Origin of the sequence: Paenibacillus sp. UNC217MF (assembly GCF_000686865.1) — a bacterium.
Lineage (GTDB): Bacteria > Bacillota > Bacilli > Paenibacillales > Paenibacillaceae > Paenibacillus_B > Paenibacillus_B suaedae.
In genome coordinates, this window is sequence record NZ_KK366027.1 from 581938 (window position 1) to 607623 (window position 25686).

19 protein-coding genes and 1 pseudogene are annotated in these 25686 nt (G+C 42.3%); 4 read left to right on the plus strand and 16 right to left on the minus strand.

From position 1 onward, the window contains the following. Positions 1-45 precede the first annotated feature (45 nt). The 13 genes from BP95_RS0118600 to loaP all read right to left on the minus strand — a co-directional run bounded on the left by BP95_RS0118600 (position 46) and on the right by loaP (position 18747). Positions 46-921, minus strand: a complete 876-nt coding sequence (locus BP95_RS0118600) for a 3-hydroxyacyl-CoA dehydrogenase family protein (protein ID WP_028532980.1) — start codon at positions 919-921, stop codon at positions 46-48. A gap of 266 nt (positions 922-1187) precedes the next feature. Next, entirely contained in the window at positions 1188-1436 is a 249-nt protein-coding gene (locus BP95_RS0118605; protein ID WP_028532981.1) for an acyl carrier protein, read from the minus strand. 27 nt (positions 1437-1463) lie between these two features. Further along, positions 1464-2399, minus strand: a complete 936-nt coding sequence (locus BP95_RS0118610) for an ACP S-malonyltransferase (protein WP_051614135.1) — start codon at positions 2397-2399, stop codon at positions 1464-1466. Positions 2400-2407: 8 nt separating this feature from the next. Continuing rightward, positions 2408-3106 carry a thioesterase II family protein gene (locus BP95_RS0118615; protein ID WP_028532983.1) on the minus strand — a complete coding sequence of 233 codons (699 nt, stop codon included), beginning with the start codon at positions 3104-3106 and terminating at the stop codon, positions 2408-2410. A gap of 47 nt (positions 3107-3153) precedes the next feature. Further along, positions 3154-9000: a type I polyketide synthase gene (locus tag BP95_RS0118620; RefSeq protein WP_028532984.1), complete on the minus strand. Its 5847-nt coding sequence runs from the start codon at positions 8998-9000 to the stop codon at positions 3154-3156. A gap of 128 nt (positions 9001-9128) precedes the next feature. Then, positions 9129-11453: an ABC transporter permease gene (locus BP95_RS0118625; RefSeq protein ID WP_028532985.1), complete on the minus strand. Its 2325-nt coding sequence runs from the start codon at positions 11451-11453 to the stop codon at positions 9129-9131. Positions 11454-11455: 2 nt separating this feature from the next. Next, positions 11456-12160, minus strand: coding sequence for an ABC transporter ATP-binding protein (locus BP95_RS0118630; RefSeq protein ID WP_021253744.1), 705 nt, complete (start codon positions 12158-12160; stop codon positions 11456-11458). Positions 12161-12400: 240 nt separating this feature from the next. Then, positions 12401-13501 (minus strand): dihydrolipoamide acetyltransferase family protein, encoded by a 1101-nt coding sequence (locus tag BP95_RS32060; protein WP_028532986.1) that lies wholly within the window; start codon positions 13499-13501, stop codon positions 12401-12403. A gap of 6 nt (positions 13502-13507) precedes the next feature. Beyond that, positions 13508-14500, minus strand: coding sequence for an alpha-ketoacid dehydrogenase subunit beta (locus BP95_RS0118640; protein ID WP_028532987.1), 993 nt, complete (start codon positions 14498-14500; stop codon positions 13508-13510). A 20-nt stretch (positions 14501-14520) separates the two neighbouring features. After that, a complete protein-coding gene (pdhA, locus tag BP95_RS0118645) occupies positions 14521-15579 on the minus strand; it encodes a pyruvate dehydrogenase (acetyl-transferring) E1 component subunit alpha (RefSeq protein ID WP_028532988.1) in 1059 nt (352 codons plus the stop codon). An 89-nt stretch (positions 15580-15668) separates the two neighbouring features. After that, positions 15669-16892 (minus strand): class-II aminoacyl-tRNA synthetase family protein, encoded by a 1224-nt coding sequence (locus BP95_RS32065; protein ID WP_139170646.1) that lies wholly within the window; start codon positions 16890-16892, stop codon positions 15669-15671. A 31-nt stretch (positions 16893-16923) separates the two neighbouring features. Further along, positions 16924-18072, minus strand: coding sequence for an acyl-CoA dehydrogenase family protein (locus BP95_RS0118655; protein ID WP_231515144.1), 1149 nt, complete (start codon positions 18070-18072; stop codon positions 16924-16926). Positions 18073-18117: 45 nt separating this feature from the next. Continuing rightward, positions 18118-18747, minus strand: coding sequence for an antiterminator LoaP (gene loaP, locus BP95_RS30885; RefSeq protein ID WP_051614137.1), 630 nt, complete (start codon positions 18745-18747; stop codon positions 18118-18120). 1041 nt (positions 18748-19788) lie between these two features. Here loaP and BP95_RS0118665 point away from each other — a divergent pair. Then, positions 19789-20223 (plus strand): hypothetical protein, encoded by a 435-nt coding sequence (locus BP95_RS0118665; protein WP_028532990.1) that lies wholly within the window; start codon positions 19789-19791, stop codon positions 20221-20223. A 66-nt stretch (positions 20224-20289) separates the two neighbouring features. Here BP95_RS0118665 and BP95_RS0118670 read toward each other — a convergent pair whose 3' ends face one another. Next, complete coding sequence (locus tag BP95_RS0118670) at positions 20290-20832, minus strand: NADPH-dependent FMN reductase (protein ID WP_036667277.1); 543 nt, start codon at positions 20830-20832, stop codon at positions 20290-20292. A 257-nt stretch (positions 20833-21089) separates the two neighbouring features. Here BP95_RS0118670 and BP95_RS0118675 point away from each other — a divergent pair, with 257 nt between their 5' ends. Both BP95_RS0118675 and BP95_RS0118680 read left to right on the plus strand, forming a co-directional pair. Then, complete coding sequence (locus BP95_RS0118675; RefSeq protein ID WP_021260955.1) at positions 21090-21704, plus strand: diadenylate cyclase; 615 nt, start codon at positions 21090-21092, stop codon at positions 21702-21704. Positions 21705-21736: 32 nt separating this feature from the next. Then, positions 21737-22351 carry a diadenylate cyclase gene (locus BP95_RS0118680; RefSeq protein WP_036667278.1) on the plus strand — a complete coding sequence of 205 codons (615 nt, stop codon included), beginning with the start codon at positions 21737-21739 and terminating at the stop codon, positions 22349-22351. Between the two features lie 21 nt (positions 22352-22372). Here the strand turns inward: BP95_RS0118680 and BP95_RS30890 are convergent. Further along, positions 22373-22820 (minus strand): annotated as a pseudogene (locus BP95_RS30890) (NAD(P)H:quinone oxidoreductase, type IV). A 216-nt stretch (positions 22821-23036) separates the two neighbouring features. Further along, a complete protein-coding gene (locus BP95_RS0118690; protein WP_231515145.1) occupies positions 23037-24539 on the minus strand; it encodes a GMC oxidoreductase in 1503 nt (500 codons plus the stop codon). A 201-nt stretch (positions 24540-24740) separates the two neighbouring features. Between BP95_RS0118690 and BP95_RS0118695 the strand changes: the two genes are divergently transcribed. Then, positions 24741-25685, plus strand: a complete 945-nt coding sequence (locus BP95_RS0118695; protein ID WP_028532994.1) for a ring-cleaving dioxygenase — start codon at positions 24741-24743, stop codon at positions 25683-25685. Position 25686 lies beyond the last annotated feature (1 nt).

Consider the following 25686-nt stretch of genomic DNA (forward strand, 5'->3'; position numbering starts at 1 on the left):
CCACTCGCCCTCCGAACACGATTCCCTTGTCCAACACTTGTTTGATTATGCTTTTACAAAACTGCCATCGTACACCGGGTAAGAGTAGAATCCTTGTCCACTCTTCCTTCCATGTGTTCCGGCTTCAACCATTTTACGAAGAAGCGGACAGCAACGGAATTTTGAATCCTGGTAGCTCTCGTATAAAATGTCCAGTGATTGCACAACGGTATCCAGACCGATTAAATCAGCGGTTTCAAGCGGGCCCATTTTGTGTCCAAAGCATTTTTTGAATACGTCGTCTACATCTTTCGGATTTGCAACCTGATCCTGAACCACGAATGCAGCCTCATTCATAAACAAATGGGAAATACGGTTAGACACAAAGCCTGGTAAGTCGTTAACGATGATCGCTTCTTTATTCAAGGTCGAGAGAAGATGAACAGTAGCTTCAATGGTCTCCTCCGAAGTATGGTATCCTTTGATCAGTTCAACCACTGGTTTCATGATGACTGGATTCATATAATGAGAGCCAATGACCTTTGACGGCCTATTTGTAAGGGCAGCAACCTTGGTAATCGAAATACAGGAAGTATTAACAGAAAAAATACAATGATCGGGGCAGATTCGATCAAGCTTTAGATATACGTCTCTCTTGATCTCCCACTTCTCCGGCACGTTCTCAATGATATAGTCTGCATCTTGTAATAGGTCATAATCCATAGTAAAGGAGATTCGATTCAGAATGGTTTCCGGCTTCTCCGCCGCGAAATCTTTGTTGTATAAGCCTTGAAAACGAATGTTGTTGGCAATTTTCTCTTTAGCTCTCGTAAGAATGTCTTCGGAAATATCAACAAGTACTACGTCATACCCGGCTAATGCAAAATTATGCGCAACGCCAGTTCCCATAACGCCTGCACCAATGACTCCAATCACCTTCATGTTTACACCCATCCCCTTCGCATCGTTTAAGGCATAGAACGAGCTGGAATCGTTATACCTTAACGCGAATTATTAAATTCAAGCTCACAAACATACATAGTTTCGAGTCCTGCATAGAAGCTATTAATACTATCCCGACTCGACAGCCAAGAAGTGCTCTTGAGCAGGACTCAATCCATCCAATAAACCAAGTGCCGTAGAGAAAAGTCAGAAAAGAGAGCGAGAACGGTTAACTGCTTCAAGCCTCATTTCCTATGTTCTTATAATCATTGACTTACTGCAGCACTTTTGCTTGCGACGAACGTAGAAATGGCTTCAATAGACCGGAAGTTGTTCAAATTCAAATCTGTGTTATCAATGCCGATGCCGAACTCCTTCTCAATAAACATCACCAGCTGCATAGCAAAGAGAGAGTTGACATCTCCAGTCGCGAAAATATCATCTTGATCCTGCAGTTCTTTCTTCTTAATAAACTGGCTCAAAAATGCTCTTGTTCTGTTTTTGATTTCTTCCATCGTGATACACCTCATTGAATAGTATTTTTACTTGCTTGGCATTTTCAATCGCATGAACTTTTTATACGTTAAAAATTCAGCATCCAGATTGATGAGTCTTGATATTTTCGTAAGGGAATCCTCCAAGCTAACTTCAACAAAACTTTCAATCCCCCACTGACCTAACGTGAGGATGGAGGCATTCCAATTCATTGGGCTTGTCATATTTTTGATGAGCTCATTCTTTAAATCAGAAGCGCTTTGGATGGCAGTCTGCGAAAATACGGATAATATCGGGATATCGCCATCACAAATCGAAATCTCCTCGACAAGATGCACGAACCTGTCAATGCCTTCTGCTGCATATGGTGAATGAAACGCATAGGGAGCATTGATGGTTGAAGCCTTGATTGCTCCCTCTTGCTCAGCGAGTCTCAGAACCTGATCAACGCTGTCCTTAATTCCTGAGACAACAAGACACGTATCGTTGTTCTCGCTAGCCATATATACGTCATGTTCCGATGTTCCTCGGGCGATGAGATCGTGAACCTCATTGTACGTCTTCCCAACGATGACCCCCATACTGCATGGAATAGCAAAGCCTTTGGGGTATTCATAAATCGTTTGAAGCATTCGCAGTCCCTCGGCAAAAGAAATGGACTTGCCACAAGCCATAGCCGTAATTAAGCCCATACTGTAACCAGCCATTATGGCAGGTTTAATGCCTGAATTCACATATTGCTGATACACAAGATAATCACATGTATAAATCGTAATCCAATCGTAGAACATCCTGTCGCATTCGATATGCTGAGAGTGGAACAGATAGCCGAGCAAATCAATTCCAATCTCCTTATTTACCGTGTAGCAGTAATCCTTCAAGGCATGAAGCTGGCCTTCTTCCAACAGGCCCAAGAGCTCCCGATAGTCCGCTCCAACACCCTGAAAAAGAAATGCCCGCTTGTTATCCGTTAACTTGTTCATGACCACCCTCATTTTTCAGGCAATAATTCGCCCTCCATAATATTCACGATTGTACGGGTATGATCGTTAATAAAAAAATGATCCCCCATAAAATGATAGAACTTGATCCTTTGTTCGCATAAGTCATCCCATGCAATCTCTTGCTTTCCATCAATCCTATCTTCAAGCCCAATAAATACGGAGATGTCACATTTAATTTTCTCTGCTCTTTGCTGAAACTCGTAGTTTTCCATGATTCTGATGTCATTTTTTAATACAGGAAGATAAAACCTCATTAATTCTTTGCTCTGCGAGAGCTCTTCATGGGTGCCTCCCAAGGCAATGATTTTTGCAATAAACTCATCGTCAGGCATCGTGGAACTGACATACATGTTATTTTTCACAATGGGTGATTGCCTGCCTGAGAAAAAAATATGCGCTGGCTTCCGTTGTCCTTCTGCAGTAACTTTATAGTACAGTTCGTAGGCCAGAAGCGTTCCCATGCTATGTCCATATAGCGCATAGTCGTCTTTCTGAATTTGATCTTTTATTAAAGAATAGATATCGTCGACTGCTTCCGTCATATCCTCATAGAAGTCCTGACCGAATCTCTCACCCCTTCCCTTTATTTCGATGGCTTCAATTTCCATAGCGCGATTTGCGAGTTTACTCCAGTTCGAGTACGCACGCTTGGAGCCGCCTGCGAACGGTAAACAGAACAATTTCATGGGTACGTTCTCCTCCGAAGTACGAAGTAACAGGTAAATCATCGTCGTTAATTAAGCAGGGAGTTGATCTCGGACAAAATATCCTCGACGGATTCTTCATTATTGGCTGCGTTGCTGCCATTCTGTTCTGTCCCTTCAAAGCTCATAGCTTCGGTTACTAAATAGCCATTCAATTTCCGTAAGGATGGATAATTGAAGAAGACAGAGATGTCGACTTGCAGATCCAACAGTGCCTTTATTTCATTTCTTAAGGAGAAGATCATTAAGGAATCTACTCCTTGTTCGGTAAAGGAACTATCAACTGATAACTGATTGATATCCTGAAATCCGATAATGTCAGCTGCAGCTTTATGCAGCAAGGATAATAGATATTCGGATCTCTCCGTTTCACTTAATTCATGCAGCTTGGCGATAACATCTTCTTTTGCCGCCGATTGTTCACCTTGTGTTCCTCGCGAATGATTGTTCGTGATGAAGTTGCTTAAAAACGCTGTCACTTCATCCACGCCAGTCCGCTGACTAAATAGCTCCCAATTTGCATCGACAACGACAATGGAAGCAAGATCCTTATGAAATACCTTGTCAATCATTTTCTTGCCTAGCTCTTTGGACATTCCATGTAGCCCTTTATTCTCAATGTTCTTTAATATATTGCTGTTGCTTGTCGCCATCCCAGCTTCTTCCCAAGGTCCCCAGCAAATCGACATCGCCGGCATTCCCAGGCTTCTTCTGTATGCTGCAAATCTATTCATAAAGTAATTGGCCGCCGCATAATTGGCCTGCCCCATATTCCCTACTACCGATGAAATAGATGACATCATCACAAAGAAATCCAAGCTCTCATCCTGCAATGCATGATGCAGGTGGAAGGATCCCCATACCTTTGTCTTGAATGCGTTTTCGAAGCTGTTCCAGGTTTGATCTTTGATCATCTTATCATCAATGATACCGGCCGCATGAACGACGCCTTTAATCGTCAGGTTGTTCTGTTTCAACTTCTGTACCATTGCGATTACGTCAGCCTCGTCACTCACATCAGCCTGTTCAAGGGTGATGTGCACTCCCTTTTCCTTCCACGAGTTCATCGTTTCAAGCAATTTGCCAGAGGCTTGGCTTCTGCTTACTAATATGATGTTCTTGGCGCCTCTGTTGATCAGATACTCTGTGTAAACTTGACCAATGGAACCAGTGCCGCCTGTGATCAAATATGCGGCGCCATCATCAATTCGAATCGCAAGCTCCTCTTTATTCGCACGGCTCTTGGAGTTTCTAATCAGCCGAGGAATATACCTCTTATGCTGTTCTCCGAGCACGACCTGCTTCTCTTCTCCATGTAGGATCTCGTTGATAATGTCGTCTATTTCGTTTTTTAGCATATGGGTATCTGTATCAATAATGCCATCCCATAACAGCGTATGCTCAAGACGAATAACTTCGGTAAATCCCCATAACGGAGCTTGATAGAGTGATGTAGCTGCACCTTTCACTGCGTCATCTATCTGATGCACATTATTCGTTATTACCTTGATTTTCATTTTGTTGGAGTAATTTAATTCAGTTATCGATTGAACGAGATGCAATAACCCGCTGCATTCCTTTTCAACGGTATCTTTCAATTGGTCAGCAGTCAGATTATTTAGCTTAGCCTCATCTGCTGTACTTATATAAATAAGCTTGCACGTATCCTTTCCATATCGACTCGCGATATTTTCCAGCAGCCTCTTTACGTCGTGCTTATTGGTGTACGCAACAAAGAAGATATCATCATCATGCTCTACATATTTATCACTTTGTATGACTCGAATCGAAGGTATTCCATAACCATTTAACCTTTCATGGAATCGATCGATGATATCCGGGTCATTACCGATGAGTACCATTTTTTCGTTACCGCCAGCTTTTGTATTCTTGCTGGCTCTACCTTGTTCCATCCATTCCACTTGATAGAGCAGACGCTCGCCGTTATTATTTATTTCTTTGAGTAAGGTATCCCGCTCCGTTACCTTCGCCATTAACCTCTCAATTTCAAAGACGATTTCTCCCTTTTCATTGTAGACATCGATATCGCCCACTACGCCGGATTGTTGAGAATCATCCACCTTAATATGGCACCAATAGCTTTCGGCATCTCTATAGTGATATTTCAATTTGCCTAACGAGATGGGAATAGCGGTCTTTAATGCATACGCCTCACTTTGCGAGTCCATTCTCATGCTCAATTCGGATACAAAGAATATAGATTGGAAGATAGAGTCTATCGTACCTGCATACACGATGTAGTCTTTGCCATTTGGAATGTCCTTTTTGGGATCGATATAGCAGAGTCCTTCAGCTTCACCCTTCCATACTTTCGAGATTCGGGTAAAGCCATCCCCTAATTGAAAACCAAACTTTTTCATTACATCATAGGCATTGTATCCGGATGTTACTTCAGGGTACTTGTTTGTGAGCTCATCAATCGACACACGCTTCTCTGATTCACGCTCTTGTTCTTGGGACATGAGAATATTTCCCTTGCAATGTGTCATCCAATTCTCATGCTGTGATTGCTTATCTGCACTTACAAGTTCAAATTTCATTTGCTCAAGATTAGTATCCTCGATAACGAATTGCACAACCCGCTTCTCGTCTTGTATTGCTGTTAATGGGGCATGAAATTCCACATTGGATATCGTACTGCTTACAGGATTACGGAAATCCTTAGCAATCGAGATGAGCATAGACATATGAGCAGCAGCAGGAGCTATCGCGGTATCGAAGATAATATGTTCCTGCATGAAATACGGATTCTCTACTGTATACGTAGATTGGTACAAGGCACTATTCTTTAGATATGGAGTGCTGATTCTCTGTCCAATAAGCGGATGGTAGTCAGTACCTGCAAGCGCAGGCTTGCTGTCCTCATGAGAGCACACTGGCTGCATCCAGTAAGAAGCTTCCCGATCAAACACATACGCAGGCAATGCTACTCGATTGTATGAACGATTGAAGCTTGTCTCAAGCCCTTCCCACAGGATCGATACGCCATGGCAATACAGTTCTCCTAAGCAATGCATGATTTGCTCCCATGCATTTTTCTTCATATCAAGAGAGTTCAACAACAGATGCTCTTTATTCAGGATGAGCTTGCCAAGCGAGCATAATGTGTTGTTTGCTCCAATTTCGAGGAATATGGTGTTTTGCGCTTCCTGTAATTGGGATAATGCATGGTAGAAATCGACTTTATCCTTGATGTGATTCGTCCAGTAGTCGGCGTCTAATACTTCATCTTGTTCCACGGCTCTCCCGAGGGTGGCCGATATATAGGTCAGCCTACTGCTTCTAAATTCCACCTCATTCTGCGCAACATCTCGAAATTGCTCCAATATCGGAATCATTAAGTGAGAATGGAATGCATGGGATACATGCAGTCGATTCACTTTCACTTTTCTGTTCTCTGCTTCCGTCGAGATTGCCTCAACAGCATCCCGCTCTCCGGATATTACGATACTCTCTTCTGCATTATGCAGGGCAATAGACACCTTACCCTCATAGCCTCTCAACAGATCTTCGATCACAGTCTTACTCGTGTAAATAGCCGACATTGCTCCCTCTCCCGGAGCTGAATCCATCAGTTGACCGCGAAGTGCAACCAGCTTCACTGCGTCCTCAACTGTCAGAATTCCAGCCACAACTGCTGCAGTATATTCCCCTATGCTGTGGCCCAGCACGATTTCAGGAGTAACCCCTACACTCTCCCAGAACTTGAGTAATGCATATTCGATTGAAAAGATTAAAGGCTGTGCATAGAGGGTTCTCGCAATATCTTTCCCGGTATATTTATCGCTATAGATCATTTCTACTAACGACTTATTGATAAACGGCTCAAACAATCGATCACATTGGTCAAAAGCTAATTGGAACGAAGGGTTATGTTCGTACAACTCCTTCCCCATGCCGACGTACTGCGATCCTTGTCCCGTAAACAAGAACACCAGCTTGGTGTCCTGAAGCATATCGATGTGTTCACGATGTCTCGTGGAGATCCCCGCTTTGTTGTTCGTATCTATGTAGGCTTGCAGCCTGTTCACTAACTCTTCTCGGTTCTGCCCCGTAACCGTAAGCCTGTAAGCAAAATCAGCCTTGGCCTTATTATTGGTATACGCAAAATCGTTGAGCGCAATCTGAGGGTTTCTCTTCAAATATGCAAGATTGCTTTTCACATTTTCGACTAATGCCTTTTCACTTTTGGCAGCTATTTTTACGATAGTGATAGGATCAGTATCTTTTGACTGTGGCGCTCCACTCTTAGGCGGCTCTTCCAAGATGATGTGGGCATTGGAGCCTCCGAAGCCAAAACCGTTAACGCCCACCCTTCTTACTCGACCTTCGCTTTTCCAAGCTGTATTTTCAGCAATAACGGAAACCGGTGATTTCTCCCAAGGAATAAAAGGGTTAGGCTCATTAAAGTTCAAATTTGCAGGAATAACCTCATTTTTGAACGCTAATAGCACCTTGATAATACTAGCCACTCCTGCTGCCGCTTCCAAATGCCCAATATTCGATTTCACCGAACCAATCTGAAGCGGATTGTCCATAGCTCTATCTTTGCCATAGGTATTGACAACGGCCTTCACCTCAATCGGATCACCAAGCTTAGTACCGGTTCCGTGCATTTCCATATAATCAACATCGGAATAATTCAATCTTGCTTCTTTTAATGCTTTCGTGATTACTTTCTCTTGAGCTAACCCATTCGGTGCCGTTAATCCATTGCTCTTGCCATCTTGATTGATCGCGGTGCCTCTTACGATACCAAGAATATTATCGTTATCTTTTTTGGCATCACGCAGGCGTTTTAAGAGCAACACCCCGCCGCCTTCACCTCGACCATATCCATTTGCTGCAGCATCGAAACTTTTACTTTGTCCGTCGGTAGATATGGCTTCCAGTTTGGAGAAGCACACATGAACGGCTGGTGAAATCATCAAATTCACCGCACCCACGACTGCGGTTTCTACCTCACCAGATTTAATCGCTTTGCTAGCTAAATGAAGTGCAGTCAGGGAGGAAGAACATGCGGTGTCCACACAGAAGGAAGGCCCTTCAAACCCAAACGTGTAGGAGATTCTGCCGCAAGCGGTACTGAACGTTGTTCCAGTAAGCGAGTAGGCATCTATTTTAGTTAAATCTCCCGATTTATAGTGGCCGAACGAATACTCTTCTCCGGCGATTCCGATATATACCCCCGTGTTGCTTCCATAATGCTGAGCAATATTGATGCCCCCATTTTCAAATGCCTCCCATGTCAGTTCCAGCAGCAGTCGCTGCTGCGGATCGAGAGACTTGGCTTCTTTGGGTGACATATTAAAAAATTTCGGGTCAAATCGATCAATGGGTATGTTTAGAAATCCACCCTTCCTGGAATACATCTTTCCAGGCTCTTCTTTGTTATCGCTAAAATAGTGATCAACATCCCATCGATCCGCAGGCATATCACAAATGCCATTAATTCCGTTCATTAACACGTCCCAATATTCCTCAGGACTATTGGCTCCCCCTGGGAAGCGGCAGCTGATTCCGACAATTGCAACATCATCATCGGAATTAGGCCCATCCGAGGCACCGTCCAGATCCTCATTACTCACTGCAAAAGCATCTGATTGGTTTAATGCGTTGTATAAGAAGTCTGCATACAGATTGATGTTCGAGTTCTCAAAAATCGATGTCACTTCGATTTCCATTCCAAATTGCATGGACACTTTTTTCGTAAATAGTGGAATGTCAACCGAGACTAATCCCAAGTTGATAAAGGGTTCGTTGTAATCCTCCACTTTTTCATCCAAAATGTCTTCCACTAATTCTGCCAAATACGCCGTAATCTCAGCTTTGGTAAAGGATTTTTCTGCACTCATCTTGTCTCATCTCCTCCTTAAAGGATTCCTTTCTTGGCTTCTTGGTTGGTTTCTTAACGATTGAGAATCTCTTGCTGCATATAAAAAAACAGCCTACAGTTCTCAAAGAACGTAAGGCTGTTTTTTCACTACTCCACACTCTTCAACGATTCAATCATATTGATTCGTGATACTTTTCTCCGTAGCAGTAAGCTTGAAAGAATAGTAAGCACGAATGCAAGAATAACCGCTATCAGCATGACGAATAGGTTTAATTGATTCGGAATTTGCTGATGGGCACTGGACAACGCCTTCACGACAAGGGTATACATGTAGCCACTAATCGGTAACGCGATAATAACCGCAAAGGTGGTAAGGATAATATTCTCGAAGAAGATAAGCCGGTTTATTTTGGGCTTCGGATAGCCTAATACCTTTAATGTGGCCAGCTCACGATTTCGCTCATAAATGTTAATGGAGGATATCGTATAGATTGCGCCAAAAGAAAGTATGATGGCACTGATAATAAACATAATGAAAATAAAGCTATTTTGCTTCAAAATATATTGCGCGGATTTCTTCAAGTCTGCCTTATCCGCAATCGTATCTACCTGTTTATCTTGTTCGAAGAAATGACGAACGCTAGGAAGGTCTGAAGCGCTGCTTGATTCTACTACTAGCGACGTTGGTTTGTATTCGATGCCAAAGCTTTGCAAATACGATGGCGTAATATAGAACGAAGGGTTCGAAAACTGGGTGGATATTTGTACTACCTTCATTTCAACTGTTTTATTGGCAAACTCTGGCGAAGTGAACTTGATTTGAATGTTATCCCCTTCTGCAATCTGATAGTTGTTGGCATACGATTGGGGTACCAGCACACCATTATCGTTCAAAGCGATCGAATTGCCTTTTTCGTCGAAGAAGTGGATAAGACTGTTTTCTTTCTCTGTAACAATTAACGTAGCATTTTGTTTAGTGTCTCCTTTTATGAATTCCACGGAAAAGTTGGATAAATCATAACTGCTCTTAATGCCCGCGGGGAGTTGTATCGTCTTCGGGGCACTTTCTTTCGTGTAATCGACTCTTAAATCATAGGTGTTCACCTTTTCAATTTGATCGGCAACCTTTTGCAAGGATGTCATCGTACCAAAAGCTGTAATCAACAATACCGTGCTCACCACAACGCCAACTGAGCTCGCGATTGCTTTTGGTTTATTTAAAAATATATTTCTCAAGATGAGCTTGTAGTTATAAGAAATATTACTCCAGATACCTGGAATTCTTTCGACGAGCAGCTTCTTCATCTTCTTAGGTGGTTTGGGGCGCATTGCCTGAGCTGCACATTCTCGAAGGATGGCTCTGCCGCTTAAGTAACAGGACAGGATTCCGAACGCGCTAGAGACAAGAATGGGAGGAATCACGGAAGTTAAGGACATAGAGAAGGCAATGTCAGGCAGCGAGTAGGCCTTAGCATTGGATACCTTAACTAATGGAATAAATATACTTGAAGCAGCTATGCAGCCTAGTATGGAGCCTATAATCCCTACAAGTAACGGGTAGCCCATGTAATGAAGCATGATGTTTCGGTTTTTTATACCCAGCGCCTTCATGATACCTACTTGATTTCGCTGCGAATCAATAATTCGCGTCATGGTGAGGAATAGAATAATCGCTTCGATAATAAAGAGAACGAGCGGGATGACCTTGCTCATTAAGTTATTGTTATGAATGGTTTGCTTCAGTTGGGAATAGCCGAATGTGCGCTCTTTACTGACTTGGTTCACATAGGTGAGTTCTGTGGATTGCGCTTTAATGGTTTGGCCCAATTGGTCAATATCGTAACCTTCCTTCGCATCAACCAAGATTTCATTATAGGTTAAGCTGCCAGCAATTCGTGGAATAGCAGCTTCTGCTATATAGGCCACTCCAGAGGATTTATGATCTTGAATTTCGTTCTTTTTCACATACTCCACGTTTTCGCCCAAGCCGCTTATGGTGAATGTCATCGGATTGTCATTCACGCTGAGATGAATTTGAGAACCGACTTGGTACTTATGCTCTTTAGCATAATGGGAATCGAGCAAGACCTCATCCGCTCCTGACGGAATTCGGCCCTCAATGACTGTAGGTGTGTTAATTTCATTATTTGCGGGAATCGAGTGAATTTTGATTGCAGCCTTCAAATTTTCAAAAACTTGTGTCGCATCCAAGGTATACCGTGCTTCGATTTTGTTAATCCCCTGGTTTTCGCTTAAATTAGTGACGTCCTGCTTGGATATGTGATCGTAGTAAACATTCAAATCGCTTAAATTATGTGCCGTATAGTAAGCCTTTGTATAATCGCTAAGATTGCCGCTTAACGTGAACAAGCCTGCATAGAAAAAAGCGCCCACTGCGATAACCAACACAAACGCGAGAAATTGTCCGATCGATTGTTTGATATCTCTGAGTAATTTTAGAAATAACTTCATCATTACCACTCGATCCCTTCAACATTCTGTTTGTCTTGATTGATCGTCACGCTCTCGATCATCCCGCTCTTTACCTTTATTATTTTGTCCGCCATAGGAGCAATTGCAGAGTTATGTGTGACCAAGACCACGCACTTCTTCGTTTCCTTGTTCAAATCTTGAAGAAGCTTTAACACGGCTTTGCCTGTCACATAATCTAATGCCCCTGTCGGCTCATCACACAGTAAGAGCAACGGATTCTTCGCAACGGCTCGCGCGATCGCTACGCGTTGTTGTTCTCCTCCAGATAGTTGGGAAGGAAAGTTTTTGATGCGGTCTTTTAATCCAACCTTGGATAACACATCTTTTGCATCCAGATGGTTTTTACATACTTCCGTGGCAAATTCAACATTTTCTAGCGCATTCAAATTCGGAATTAAGTTATAAAATTGAAATACAAAGCCAATCTTCTCAGCACGGTAATCAGTTAATTTTTTCTCGCTCAACTTCGTGATTTCTTGATTGCCAACAAGCACTTGTCCAGTAGAAGCCGTATCCATGCCGCCAAGGATATTCAGAATCGTACTTTTTCCGGCGCCGCTGGCACCTAGAACAACAACGAACTCCCCTTCTGCTATGGAAAAATCAACACCAGCCAAAGCCTTGATCGGTACTTCCCCTACTTTATATTCTTTTGTTACGTTTCTGAATTCGATCAGATTTTTCACTCTTCTTACATCTCCTCATAGCATATTTTTGAATTTGGGTTTGACTCGCTTCCCAATTTCCTAGGGAGATGGAAAAAGTCAAACTACATTTCGTTCCTATTCCAGATGTCAGCGATATTCGATAAGTTAATCAAGTGAGGTACACCCTTAGGTCTCTTTTGCAAATGTATGTAAATGAATGTCTTGGATGTTGGATTGGATGGGAAAGTATTCTAATTCAAGGGTGTCATTCCATAAATATTATTCGTTTAATGAGGAATTAGACGTTACGCTGTGAAAATGGAGTTCATCTAAATATGTTTCATATTGACTCTCTAGATTAGCCTTAAAGGTATTGATGAATCGGAGTCCGTCTGCACCATCAAAGAAACGATGATCGAACGTTAACGTAATCGGAAGCATTTTTCTAACCACAATCTCGTCATTCTCGGTGACAACTGCTTTTTTATCCGCACGATATAAGGCAACAATAGCAACTTGGGGATAAAAAATAATTGGCGTTGCGAAGCCTCCCCCTATTGCTCCCACATTACTAATTGTAATTGTTCCCTCTCGTGAATCTGTAAATAACAATTTTCTTGACCTTGCTCTCTCGATGAGATCATTAATCTCGTCAGCCAATGCATCAACTGGTTTTTCATTCACCTGTTTAATATTAGGAATAACGACTCCGTCGTTCGTGTCTACCGCAATCCCAATGTTATGAGCTGGAAAGAGCTTCAATGAACCGTTATGCTCATGAGCGTTAAACAACGGATATTGGCCTAGCGTTAGAGATAATGCTTTCAAAAAGATTGGTGTCAATGTGAAGCGTACGCCATGATTCATCTGTAATCTTTGCTTATGCATGAGCAGATTTGTAATATCCGCCTCTGCATAAACCGTTACATGAGGAATGGTTTGCACTGATTTGGTAACAATATTCGCTATTTCCTTGCGCATGGAGGTCATTGTTACAATCGAATCATCGTGCGAATTGTCCACGACTACGTTCGGATAGGCACCTAGGTTGATGCCAAAATCATTCCATGCAGCCTTCTTTCCCTTCGTCGCGTCCATTGTTAACCACTCGAAATTTACTGCGTCTGACGCTGCTGCCCCCTTCCCGTGATCAATGACAATGATTACATCGTTAACTGTGACGACATCTCCAGGATGATAAGGCAGTTTGTCAATTACCCCTGCAACCGGTGAAGGAAGCACAGTTGTCACCTTATCCGTCTGGACTTCTACAAGCGGCTGATCCTCAACGACGTGTTCTCCTTCTTTGACGAGATAGGCTACAATATATCCTTCAAAAAGTCCTTCACCAAGTTCCGGAAAATAAAATTCATACTTCATAACGGCTCACCTCTCCAGTGAAACTAGCATTTGTTCGATTTCATGAACAATTCTGTCGGTAGACGGCAGATAATAATCTTCGGTTGAAAATTGAGGGATGGGAACGTCGAATCCCGTGATTCGCTTTACTGGAGATTTCAAATTACTGAACATTCGCTCCTGGATCACAGCGACAAGTTCTGCTCCTACACCACCTGTCAATGGAGCCTCGTGTACGATCACGGCCCGCTGCGTTTTCCTTACGGATTCCTGAATCGTCTCGATATCAAACGGATACAAGGTACGAAGATCCACAATTTCCAGACGAATGCCGTGGGACTTCTCAAGCAGCTCCGCCGCTTGAACCACATTCCAAACCATGGAGCCCCAAGAGATAACTGTGATATCTGTTCCTTCTTTCATAACGTTCGCCTTACCAAGTGGAACCGAATATCGATGCTGTGGTACAGGATGACGCACGCTGCGATAAATTTTCATAGGCTCTAGAAATATGACGGGATCATTGCCTTCTGCCGCAGCAATAAGAAGACCTTTGGCATCATAGGGGTTGCTAGGTATGACGACTTTTAACCCTGGTGATTGGAAAAAAAGAGACTCAATGCTCTCCGAATGCAGCTCAGGAGCACGTACCCCAGCCCCAAAGGGAGCTCTTATGATTAACGGAACTTCATATTTGCCTTGTGTCCGCATGCGCAGTCTTGAGAGATGTGACAAGATTTGTTCTAAGGCAGGATAGATAAATCCCAAAAATTCGATTTCGACAATGGGTTTAAGACCATTCAACGCCAAACCAATTCCACAACCTACTATACCGGCTTCAGATAAAGGAGTGTCTACTACGCGCTGATCACCATACTTATGAAACAAGTTTTCGGTCACACGGAAGACACCGCCATTTTTACCGATATCTTGTCCTAGGAGAAGTACCTTGTCATCTTCGGCCAATAACAAATCCAAGGTCTCATTTATTGCCTGAACGAGATTCAAGTCCCTCTGCATATCCAGTCCCTCCGTGAAATCTATTGATGATGCTCTTGCATAAAGCGATTGAAGCTGCTCTCCTGCTCTTGAATATTCCACGGTTTATTGGAAAGCACGTGATTAAACATGATCGCTGGATCCGATTTTGGAATTGTGAGTGCATATTGAATGCCATCATTCACTAATCGTTCCGCTTCTGTAGCAACTTTTTCTTGTACATCTTGATCCAGTACACCCTGTCTGCGCAAATATACTTCTAAACGCAGTATTGGATCTCGTGATTTCCATGACTCACTTTCCTCAGTGCTTCGATAGCGGCTTGGGTCATCAGCAGTCGTGTGAGGACCATATCGATACGTTACCGCTTCTATTAGAGTTGGCCCCTTACCGCTTCTTGCAGCTTCCAAGGCGTTTTTGGTCGCAACATACACAGCAAATACATCATTACCGTCAACCCGAACATTCTCCATTTGATAAGCGATTGCTTTTTGCGCTATGGTTTCACTGGCAGTTTGACGGGAGAACGGAACACTAATTGCATAGCCATTGTTTTGGCAGAAAAACACTACTGGCGCTTTGAAGACAGAGGCCATATTCAATCCTTCATGAAAATCCCCTTCTGAGGTGGCTCCATCGCCAAAGTAAACAAGAGAGCAAGCACGTTCATTCTTATATTTACTAGCCCAGGCAGCCCCTGCTGCCTGGGGAATCTGTGTCGCAATTGGGACATAAGGAGGAAGGATATTTCGGTTATCGGGTGGGACACACCCCTCAATCCTACCCATCCAATACCAAATGATTTTTACCATCTCATATCCGAAGGTCAGCATCGCTGCATGATCTCGATAGGTAGGAAACATCCAATCCTGCTCCATCAGAGCCATAGCGCTTCCGACTTGACTTGCCTCCTGCCCTTCGAACGCAGCATAAGTACCGATTTGGCCCTTTCGCTGCATGTTCACCAGCTTCCGATCAAATACCCGATTTAATACAAGAAGCTTGTACATCTCCATGGCCAATTTCTCGTTGATTACCATATTGTCAATTCGCAATGTGCCATCGAGTTCTAAGATTTGAAATAGACGCTGTTGCTCCATCCAGTCCCCCATAATTATAAAATTTTAAAAACAGCTTTGATAGGTTGCTTCATCACAGGCAAGCAGTCGAAGGTTCATCGTAGCGCGATTTAATCAGCGAGAAGAGCTTCTGGACATGCATTCGATAGAATCTTTGCCCAATGTTTCTCATCCAAACCGTGTTGGCAAATAAACGCATATGCTAATCTTTCTATACCGAAACCAACACATCCAGTTGAAACCCAATCTTCTTCACCACGTTTAATGTTAAATTGCTCACCAAAGAAGTGATCGTGAAAATTAAAAGAGGCTGCTGCAATGGTTCGATCGCTTGCAACTTTTAATCGGAGCTCGTATTTGAGTTCTTGCATTCTTTGATTAAATATTTTCGCCGCCGTATCATGGCTGCAGAAGAATGGATCACTAGCAATCTCGCAGTGTCCTTCCAATCCTAATCTTTGAAACAGAGAAAACGATGATTCCATAAATTTTTGGCGGCTATCCAACACGAAATCTCTGGATCCCATAAACACAATTTCACGTATCGAAAAGTCCCATAGTCTTTCTAAGGTGCGATGATACTTGGATTCATAACGGAACGATTTTCCGATAGCTGTAACGACACGATTTTGGGTTTCAGCATGCTGCGTATTTTGAAATTGATGAAAGGTGTGGTAACACATGGTTGGAGGCAAGCAGTAGTCGACATTTTGACAGTAGGGAAGTAAATAGGAATCGAGTTTGTCGTGAGATTTGTACTCATCAAGGAAATCTTGATAGTTATCAATATCATTATGAAGCCTCGTAACAAACATTAAGAAATGTGGGAACGAATTGAAATATCCGCATTTCTCTAAGGCTTTTGCCGAAATTAATGTTGGATAGCGGTATTCGGTTGCTCCAAATTGAGATATCGTCATCTCTTTAATCAATCGATCTAAGGAATCCATTAAGAGGATCAGCTTATCTCCGAAGCATACCTGGCCTTCCCCCATCTCATAAACCATTTGGTTTTCAAGCAGTTTATCAAATACATCATCCTGAAAGTTCGTCCCGCTTTTATTGGATTCCCAAACAACTCGTGGTGGTATTACCATTTGAAGCAAAATTTCGTTTTCGATCACAGAGATGAGTTTATTTTTAATTTCAACTGGGTCGGTTTCTGGCAAGAGGCTGACCTCAATGCCATCAATCGTACTCTCACCTTTAATCAGTTGAAATTGCTGGATGTTGGCAGAGACGAAAAATATCCGTCTTTCTAACTCCTCGGCGTGGTTAATGGAGATTGGTTTATCAAGTAGAATGCAATGACTATTATTCATCGTAATACTCATTCCTTTCTTCTATTCTGATTGATTTTTCAAATCAGTTTTTTAATAGATGAAATGCATCCTGTGCAATTAAGACCTGCTGAATCTGGGTGCTTCCTTCTACAACCTCCATAATCTTGGCATCCCTCATATATCGCTCAACAGGGTAGTTGCGGCTGCAACCGTTCGCTCCGTGTATTTGAACCGCATCCTTCGCCGCCTTAAAGGCATGGACAGAGGAAAAATATTTGGCCAACGAAGTAGCAAAGGTAGCGGTTACCTCATTCTTGTCCCATAACTGGCCTGCTCTGAAGCAGAGGTGCCTTGCAGCGATCGTATTGGTCACCATATCCGCAATCATTTGTTGAATCAATTGATGCTCTTTCAAATAGTGATCAAATTGTTTTCTGTCCATTACATAGTCTAAGCTCGCATTCAAACAAGCTTGAGCTAAGCCAACGGCTCCCCAAGCTGTACTATACCGTCCATGAGTTAAGCCGTTATTAGCAACAAGTGATAGCCCGAAGCCGACATTACCAACCAAGTTATCGGTCGGCACTCTGCATTCTTCAAAACGCAATTCAGCTAACATGGATCCTTTGAATCCTAACATGCCAGTTATCGGAAGGATGGTTAGGCCCGGTGTATTTCGTTCAACTAACAAGGCTACGGCTTGTCCCTCACATTGTGCAAATACCAAAAAGACATCCGCTCTTTGTGCGAAGGTGATCCAGTTTTTTTGTCCTGTTATAACGTACTCTTCTCCCACTCGTTGAGCTTTCGTTTGAAGGTTTTTGATATCACTTCCGATTTGGGACTCTGTAATCGCAAATGCAGCCATGAGCTCGCCTGAACTCATCCGTGGCAGCCAGTACTGCTTCTGCTCTTGGGAGCCCCACCGTAGAATAGAGGAAGTGACCATCCCTTGAACACCAATGATATTCCGTAAATTTGCACAACCGCGACCAATCTCTTCATTCCATAACCCGTAAGTAATGTAGTCCATGTTAGCCCCATCGTATGCAGCAGGGATCGGTGCTCCCCAGTACCCTTTCTCCATTATCTTCTGAAGCACGGAATCGGGCACACATTCCTCTTGATCAATATGCGCTGCTACGGGTACGACTTCAGAATCAACAAAAGCTTTAAATTCCTCTTGCTTCTCTTTTTGTTGCTTCGTAAGTTCAAGATTTTCGATAAACAAAATATTACCCCTCTTCTTTTTAGTGATGGAGTCTATCGCCTTTCGTTAACCCAAATCTTCATTAACCTCTTGCATGTCATGTCTATCCGGCATCAAGATTTCAATTCCTACATCAATCAAGCGCTCACCACCCGAAAAACTAATCGTAATTTGTGCTCTTCTTTTTCTCTTGTCAATTTTTTTGATCATCCCTTCTAAGCCATATAACGGCCCAGATTGAACACATACCTTGGAATCTTCCACAATAACGTTTGAGTACTCGATAATATTTTCATGATTGATGAGCTGCAGGATCTGTCTGATTTCGCCCTCATCTATTTCGTTGAAAAAATCGTCGCAATTATTGTCTGGATGTCCCACTTCTAAGAGTGATCCCATTGACTTCTGAGCCCTTCGATTAACTTTGTCTAGCATAAACGTTGAATTGCGGAGCAATCGATAGTACTTCGGTATTTTTTTTAGCTCATAATACATGGTCGGAGTCATCTTCGTATGAATCAATAGATAGCCAGGAAATAAAGTTTTGACGACACTGTAAAATTCCCCATCTCTTTTTTCAGGAACTAGCCGTTTCGGAACACATGAATACAAATCTGCTTGGCCGAATTGTGACTTCAAGCATTTCTGAACAATGTCTTCACTGCCCGTTTCCACAAAAAGCGCATACCATCCCATACTATTTCTCCTAATTCAGATTCTGTCCGGATTTGAAATTCAATTATTAACCCGTGAACTATTTTCTATGTAAACCTGTTTACTGCGCTTATGTATCGTTATCGTAGAACAAAAAAAGGATCAGGAATTCATAAGTCGCTCCTCATCCATGTCTACAATATTTTATTAATCCATCATTTTTACTCTAAAGGCATAGCTTCGCCACTAATCTATCTTCTTTAAAAAAATAGACTATTGCCTACAAGAACTATGTACACTAAGAAAAATTAACGTGCCTAAACAACGATTAATCTTTACAGAGTGATTGTAGTAAGTCTTATGTACGCTTAATATATGCCTTTTTCCCTTTTCATCGTCTCATTTTTGCCAAACCCTGTCGTTTCATCAAACGCTTCGACGACAAATTCGACACATAAGGCGACCTTTCTTTGTTATCTATGGTTATATTTAGACATTATACCCTCTTAATGATCTAGTGTAAATATATAGGAGATGACTAAAGTGCGCATTTGAAAACGTTTACTTCAAGCAACTTTGGTTTTGGATTTTCACACTTATTTGCCAAGAAAAGGGTGTCTCGTTTTCATAGTAAAGGGGCTTAAGGAAATCGTCAAGTTCCTAATTTTATCTCTTAATCAGGAACGCTCACGGTATTAACCTGGTTAAGGCAGATAAAATAATGACTTAAGATCTAATGATAATTCTTCATAGCCAACCGATAACATGCTCTCGTGCTTCTTCCGCGGGGGTATTGTGAAGCGGTTTTATTGCATTTCCCTCACAAATTAAACAGTTTCAAACCGTAATGATTTATAAATATCGGTCATGACAGATCTGCTGAAATGAGTAAGGGGAACCATGACTGATGAAGGACACTGGGTTCAAGAAATTAAGGAAAATGACCCAATCCAAGAGGGGATACATTGTTTTAATTACGTAAATCATTATGGTGTATTTACTAATTACTGGATGAGTGATATCATTTTCCATGGCAATAAATAACTGAATTTGTAATTGGAGAAATAGATTGAGGAGGAGACAATGTTGAATGTATCCGCTGCGCTTCGTTCACATACATCCTTGTCTAGAACATTATTTATTGTTTATTCCATTTTGACGCTTATTTTTTACTACAGTTATGGAATGCTTGACTATTTCCGACTTAATCATTCGCTAGAACTCGATACTGCCATCCAGTATGAAAAATGGTCATCTACTTTTGGGGCACTATTTTATTATTTATTCTTTATTGCATTACTAACCATCCATTTTGTATATCGCAACAACATAAGCAGCTTACATAATTACTTGGTACTAATTGCCGCGTTATTTATAGGGATGGCTTGCATAAATGCAGTAATTTCTTTTGCCATCCCCTTACCTATGAGTAAGTTTGAACAACCGTTAATCATAGTCACCGTATTGCTTATTACAGACGTGATCGCAATGTGGCTCCGAAACAAAGAAATGACGTAATCGATAAACGACCCCAAGACTCGTACTATTAAAACATGAATCTTGGGGTTACTTGTTATAGGTCTATTAACGAATTGTATATAAAGCTTTGGACCAAGGGATCAATTGGTCTAACATTTGATTAACAGAATCGGCTTGGACTGCTTTTGGTTTGAAATCAGTACCATTTTCAAAATCTGTGAATAGCGACAATGCTGGATGTACACGCACATCTGCAATCAATAGCTCACCCATAATACCGCGCAGATGCTCGGCTGCTCGTGCACCACCTACAGAGCCATAAGATACAATACCCGCAGCTTTGTTATTCCATTCTACACGTAGATAATCCAGTGCATTTTTGAGAGCACCTGTAATGGAATGATTGTACTCTTGTACGATGAATACAAACCCGTCTTGTTTCGCAATCACTTCTGACCAACCTTGTGCACCAGAAGCATCTTGCCCTGGTTCACCTAGTAAAGGCAACTTGTAATCTGCAATATCAATAATTGTATAGTTCGCATCTCCCCGTTGATCTGCAATGTCTTTAACCCATTTTGCCACCTGCGGGCTTACACGACCTTCACGTGTTGATCCTATAATGATTCCGATATTTAATTCTGCCATTGCTTTTTCCTCCTTATTTTTTGAAGTAAAGAACTTGGTTATAAACTTCATCCTTACTCTCACCTTTCAAAACCCATAAATGTTCGAACTCGTATATCTTGAATTCGAGATGTATAGTAACATGATGATTCTCTTTTCGTCAACTTTTCTGCGCTGGGAAATAATTCAGAACATGAATATGTAAGACCACTTGGATGAATGAAATCACTCATAATTTAAAAGGGAATGGAAACAATATGATGTAAAGGAGGTTGCGTATGGAAAGTAATTGCGATTTATTTTCTCCTCAGCAGACTGATGTATATAATCAATTTCAACAGCTGTCCACGAAGATTAAGAGCATGTTGGCGTGCATGGATCAGGAAGATATCGATATTCTAAAAAATCTGAAGTTGCTCTCTAAAATATGTTCTGATACGGGAAAGCTGGTTTCCGCCTATCATTTGAGTCGACTTCTTCATCCCTATACAACGCAATGCAATGAAATTTTCAAAGCCATTAAGCTGCTGAGCGATCAACGGAAAGGTGCCCTTATTATCATTGAAAGAGAAGATAATATAAACGATTTGATCACCGTTGGCACTCCTCTATCCGCAGAGATCTCAAGTACGCTGTTAGTTTCCATTTTCCACACAGGGAGCCCGCTGCACGACGGTGCTGTCTTAATTCAGAAAGATACTATCGTGTCAGCAGCAAACGTACTTCCGCTAACCCGCAAATTATACAAGACCAAGCTCGGTACTAGGCATCGGGCAGCGATTGGATTATCCGAAAATACAGATGCTCTAACCTTCATCGTATCTGAGGAAACAGGTGCGAAATCATTTACCTTTAACGGCTCGTTATATGGATTTGAAATTCCTGACGAGTGAATTTAATCACTATTAGGAGTGCAATGTTGAATATGAAAAAACACAGTATCCATAATGATTTTTCGCAGCTTCGGATCGAAATGAACGAAAGGCTAACGGAAATCGAAAAAAAGGTGAATCAAAATATCGCCACTCTCAGTCATAATGATATTGGCATCATCGACATTGTCCAAAAGTTGTCTAGAGAACTGCTTGAATTGGAAACGACTGCATCGACATACTTACTTAATCGTATGTTGTCCAAGTATACGAGATGCAGTACTGAATTATCTCTAGCCATACATAAACTTAGCCGAAAACGCCAAGAAGCTCTCATTGTAATAGAGGCTGTCGACCCTGTAGCACCGTTTATAAACGGGGGGATACCCATTAATGCGGTAATTACAAGTCAACTATTAGAATCTATATTTCAACCTGATAGTTTGCTTCAAGAAGGAGCTGTTCTCATTCAATCTGATTTGATTGTTTCCGCTTCCAACACCTTGCCATTAACTGAGCAAATTTTTTGGGATCGAGCAGCAGATATCCGGGAGTTATCAGCAATCGGCTTGTCAGAAAAGTGTGATGCATTGATTATATTAATCACGAACGGCGGAACAGCCTATTTCTCATTGGAAGGCAATCTCTTTCCTTTCTCAGCTTCCTGAACAACAACGGACACAATCACACTAATTACTGCCTGCTGCGATCCATTTTGCGACGTCTACGGTACGTTTGGCTTGATGTTTTACTGCAGCCTGAACATCCTCTACCATTTTACCGTTTTGTACAGTTACGCTTGTCCCATAAGGATTTCCCCCGGCTGTAAAAAGGGATGGATCCGTATACCCTGGAGAAACTATAATGGCACCCCAGTGATACATAGCGGTATAGATTCCCAGAATGGTTTGCTCCTGCCCGCCATGGGGATTTTGAGCTGAAGCCATCGCGCTAACCACCTTATTAGCTAACTTGCCATGGAACCATAACTTCCCTGTGGTATCTAAAAACTGTTTCAATTGTCCGGGCATTGTGCCGTGCCCCCTGCTCCTTGCCGCCTTCCGCTGCCCATTGAGCCAAGCGATAATTCGTTCCTGTCATGCTGTAAAAAATAACCGCCAGTTTAACTGCACCCATCCTACTTGCTCCTATTCTTCACTTGGAATCATCATTTACTTCAAAACAAACTTACTATGAGTGTCACCTCCTGATTCATGTTTCATACGTCTTCTTCCATCTACGGCGGGATAGGTTCGGGTCAATCGCAAAAGAATGTTTTTATCCTGGGAGGTTCATTATTGAATCGCTGAATAAATGCCTGAAACCATGAACGCTCCCAAGTAAAAACTGCCCTTACCTATTCGTACGCACAATATGATCGGCTGTTCGAAATGCTAATGCAACCGTAGAATTTGTTGGGTTCGCTGCAGCAAGAACGGGTATCACGCTATTATCAGCGACGTAAAGACCGGAAACTCCATGAATTTCTCCATAACGGTTAGTCGCTGAGGTAGCGGGGTCAGTTCCCATTCGGCAGGTACAAGATTCATGAACATCGCTACCTGGCGGAAATAAGGTAGGCTCCCCATCTAAAATTACTCCCATTGCATTTGCCGATCGAGCAATACCATCACGCATTTGCTGAATCACTGTATAATCTTTGTTGCTATAAGAAAAATCAACTTGGTTTAAAGGCACGCCGTATTCATCTTGACGGTTTGGATCTGAATAAACTCTATTCTCTGGCCGCGACTCCACTAAACCAAAGGCAGCATATACGATACTCAGTTGATCCGGGAGCACTTTATCCTCGAATTGCTGGTATGAGAAGAATTGATTAGGACCTAAGATTTGTATTTGATACGGGGATTCTCTTGTTTCACGTTTCAAGATTGCCAGGTTACCAAGATTATCAGAAAACTCCCGACGGCTTATTTTCCCCGTACCCAATACAAATGAATGATTGGTTAAATAGCGTCCGATTGCTGCTCCTTGTATGCTCGAATTGAGCAAAATGCGAGGTGTTTCCAATGTACTTGCAGAAATGACAACATTTTTGGCTCGAATGGTATGCGTTTTTTTATCCGGAGATATTACACTTACGCCTGATGCTTTTCCATTTTCGACGAGCACCCGAGTCGTATAGGCATTCACTGCAAGATCAAAAGGTCTATCATTTAGGGCATAAGCAAGAAAATGAATGGAACTGAACCATGCATTAGAATGAATTTCCCCCATACGTGGGCCTGACATATCAATGGCAAGAGGCATATCAGTTGCCTCTAGTACTCCACCTGCATGAAGCCGATTCAAGAGAATCCTTTGCATGGTAGAGCCATCGGCATAAGATGTAGTGCAATGCAATACACGTTCTGCAGTCCTAAAATATGCGTCCAATTCAGCTGGATGAATAGGCCAAGATTGAAGTTGAAACTCTGCGGGTCGAGGACAAGCAGCATTCCAAAACAATGTTCTCCCGCCGAGAGCAAACGTTAACCTAGCTCCTGAAAATTCCGGAAGCCGCTCCCCGATAGGAGTAGAATTATCGGGCCATAATTGATCACGCATACGGTCGACATTCATGGTGGGGATATTTAATGCATGCGAATGAAATAGTTTATCCCCTTTTTCAAGAATCCCAATTCGCTTTGCCCCTTGGTTTTTCCATAACTCGCATAATCTATATAGCATTGCTCCACCACCTGCGCCACTCCCCACAATAAGCACGTCATATTCTGTATTGGCCATTTCATCGAGCGATTTGGTAGGTATCCAATTATTAGGGTACACCCACATATGGATCATTCCTCTCCATCTTAGAGTCCACACCATTTTATTACCCGCTTCTTGTCTCATATTCCAAATTCATTAAGCATTCTGCTCCCTTTCATTTTAATATCTTGATTTCGAGATAATTTGTGTTATACTAACTTTTATAAAGCAGCTCATCATTAATAACTATTAGAAAAGGAGAGCAGCTTTCCAATACGAAGGTCTTCTAAATTGAAAAAGAGGTTATGGGAAACAATAAAAATAAATGCAAAAGGAGCAATTATCATGGAGAAACATTCAACAGGTATTCACCACATCACGGCATTTGCTAGAAACGCGCAAGAAAACATCGATTTTTATGCAGGGATACTAGGTATTCGTCTTGTAAAAAAGACAGTGAATTTCGATGCTCCTGAGGTGTATCATTTTTATTTCGGGAATGAAAACGGAAGTCCCGGAACGATTATGACATTTTTCCCTTGGGAAACGGGACGGAAAGGCCGCGTCGGCGGCGGACAAGTGGGAGTGACAACGTTTGTCGTTCCTACGGGCTCCATGGACTTCTGGGAAGCGCGGTTGCAACATTTCGGTGTACAAACAACCCGAACAAACAGATTTGGCGAACAATACTTGCAATTCTCGGATCATGACGGGCTGCAGCTCGAAATCGTAGAACGAGAGGATGGCCCAAATAGCAAATGGTCTTTTGGAGGAATCCCGGTGGACAAGGCCGTTAAAGGTTTTGGAGGAGCTGTATTGTACAGCACTCATCCGAAGGCAACCTCTGAATTGCTTGAGAACGTGATGGGATTCGAAAAGATCGGAGAAGAAGGAGACTGGATGCGCTTCAAAGGCAGCGCCGATCTGGGCAATGTAATCGACATTAATATCGCACCAATGGAACGCGGCTCGGGCGGTTACGGTACCGTGCACCATATCGCATGGCGCGCCAAAGACTTTGAGGATCATGAGGAATGGAGAGAGCATGTTGCACAAGCTGGCTATCACCCAACTCCGGTCGTCGATCGTCAATATTTCAATGCAATTTATTTCCGTGAGCAGGGAGAAATCTTATTCGAGATTGCTACCGATCCTCCAGGATTCACCCGTGATGAGACATTTGAGGAGCTTGGTACGGATTTGAAGCTGCCTGCACAATATGAACCACACCGGGCACAAATCGAAAAGCTACTGCCTCCTATCCAAGTACGCGAATTGGAGGGGAAATAAT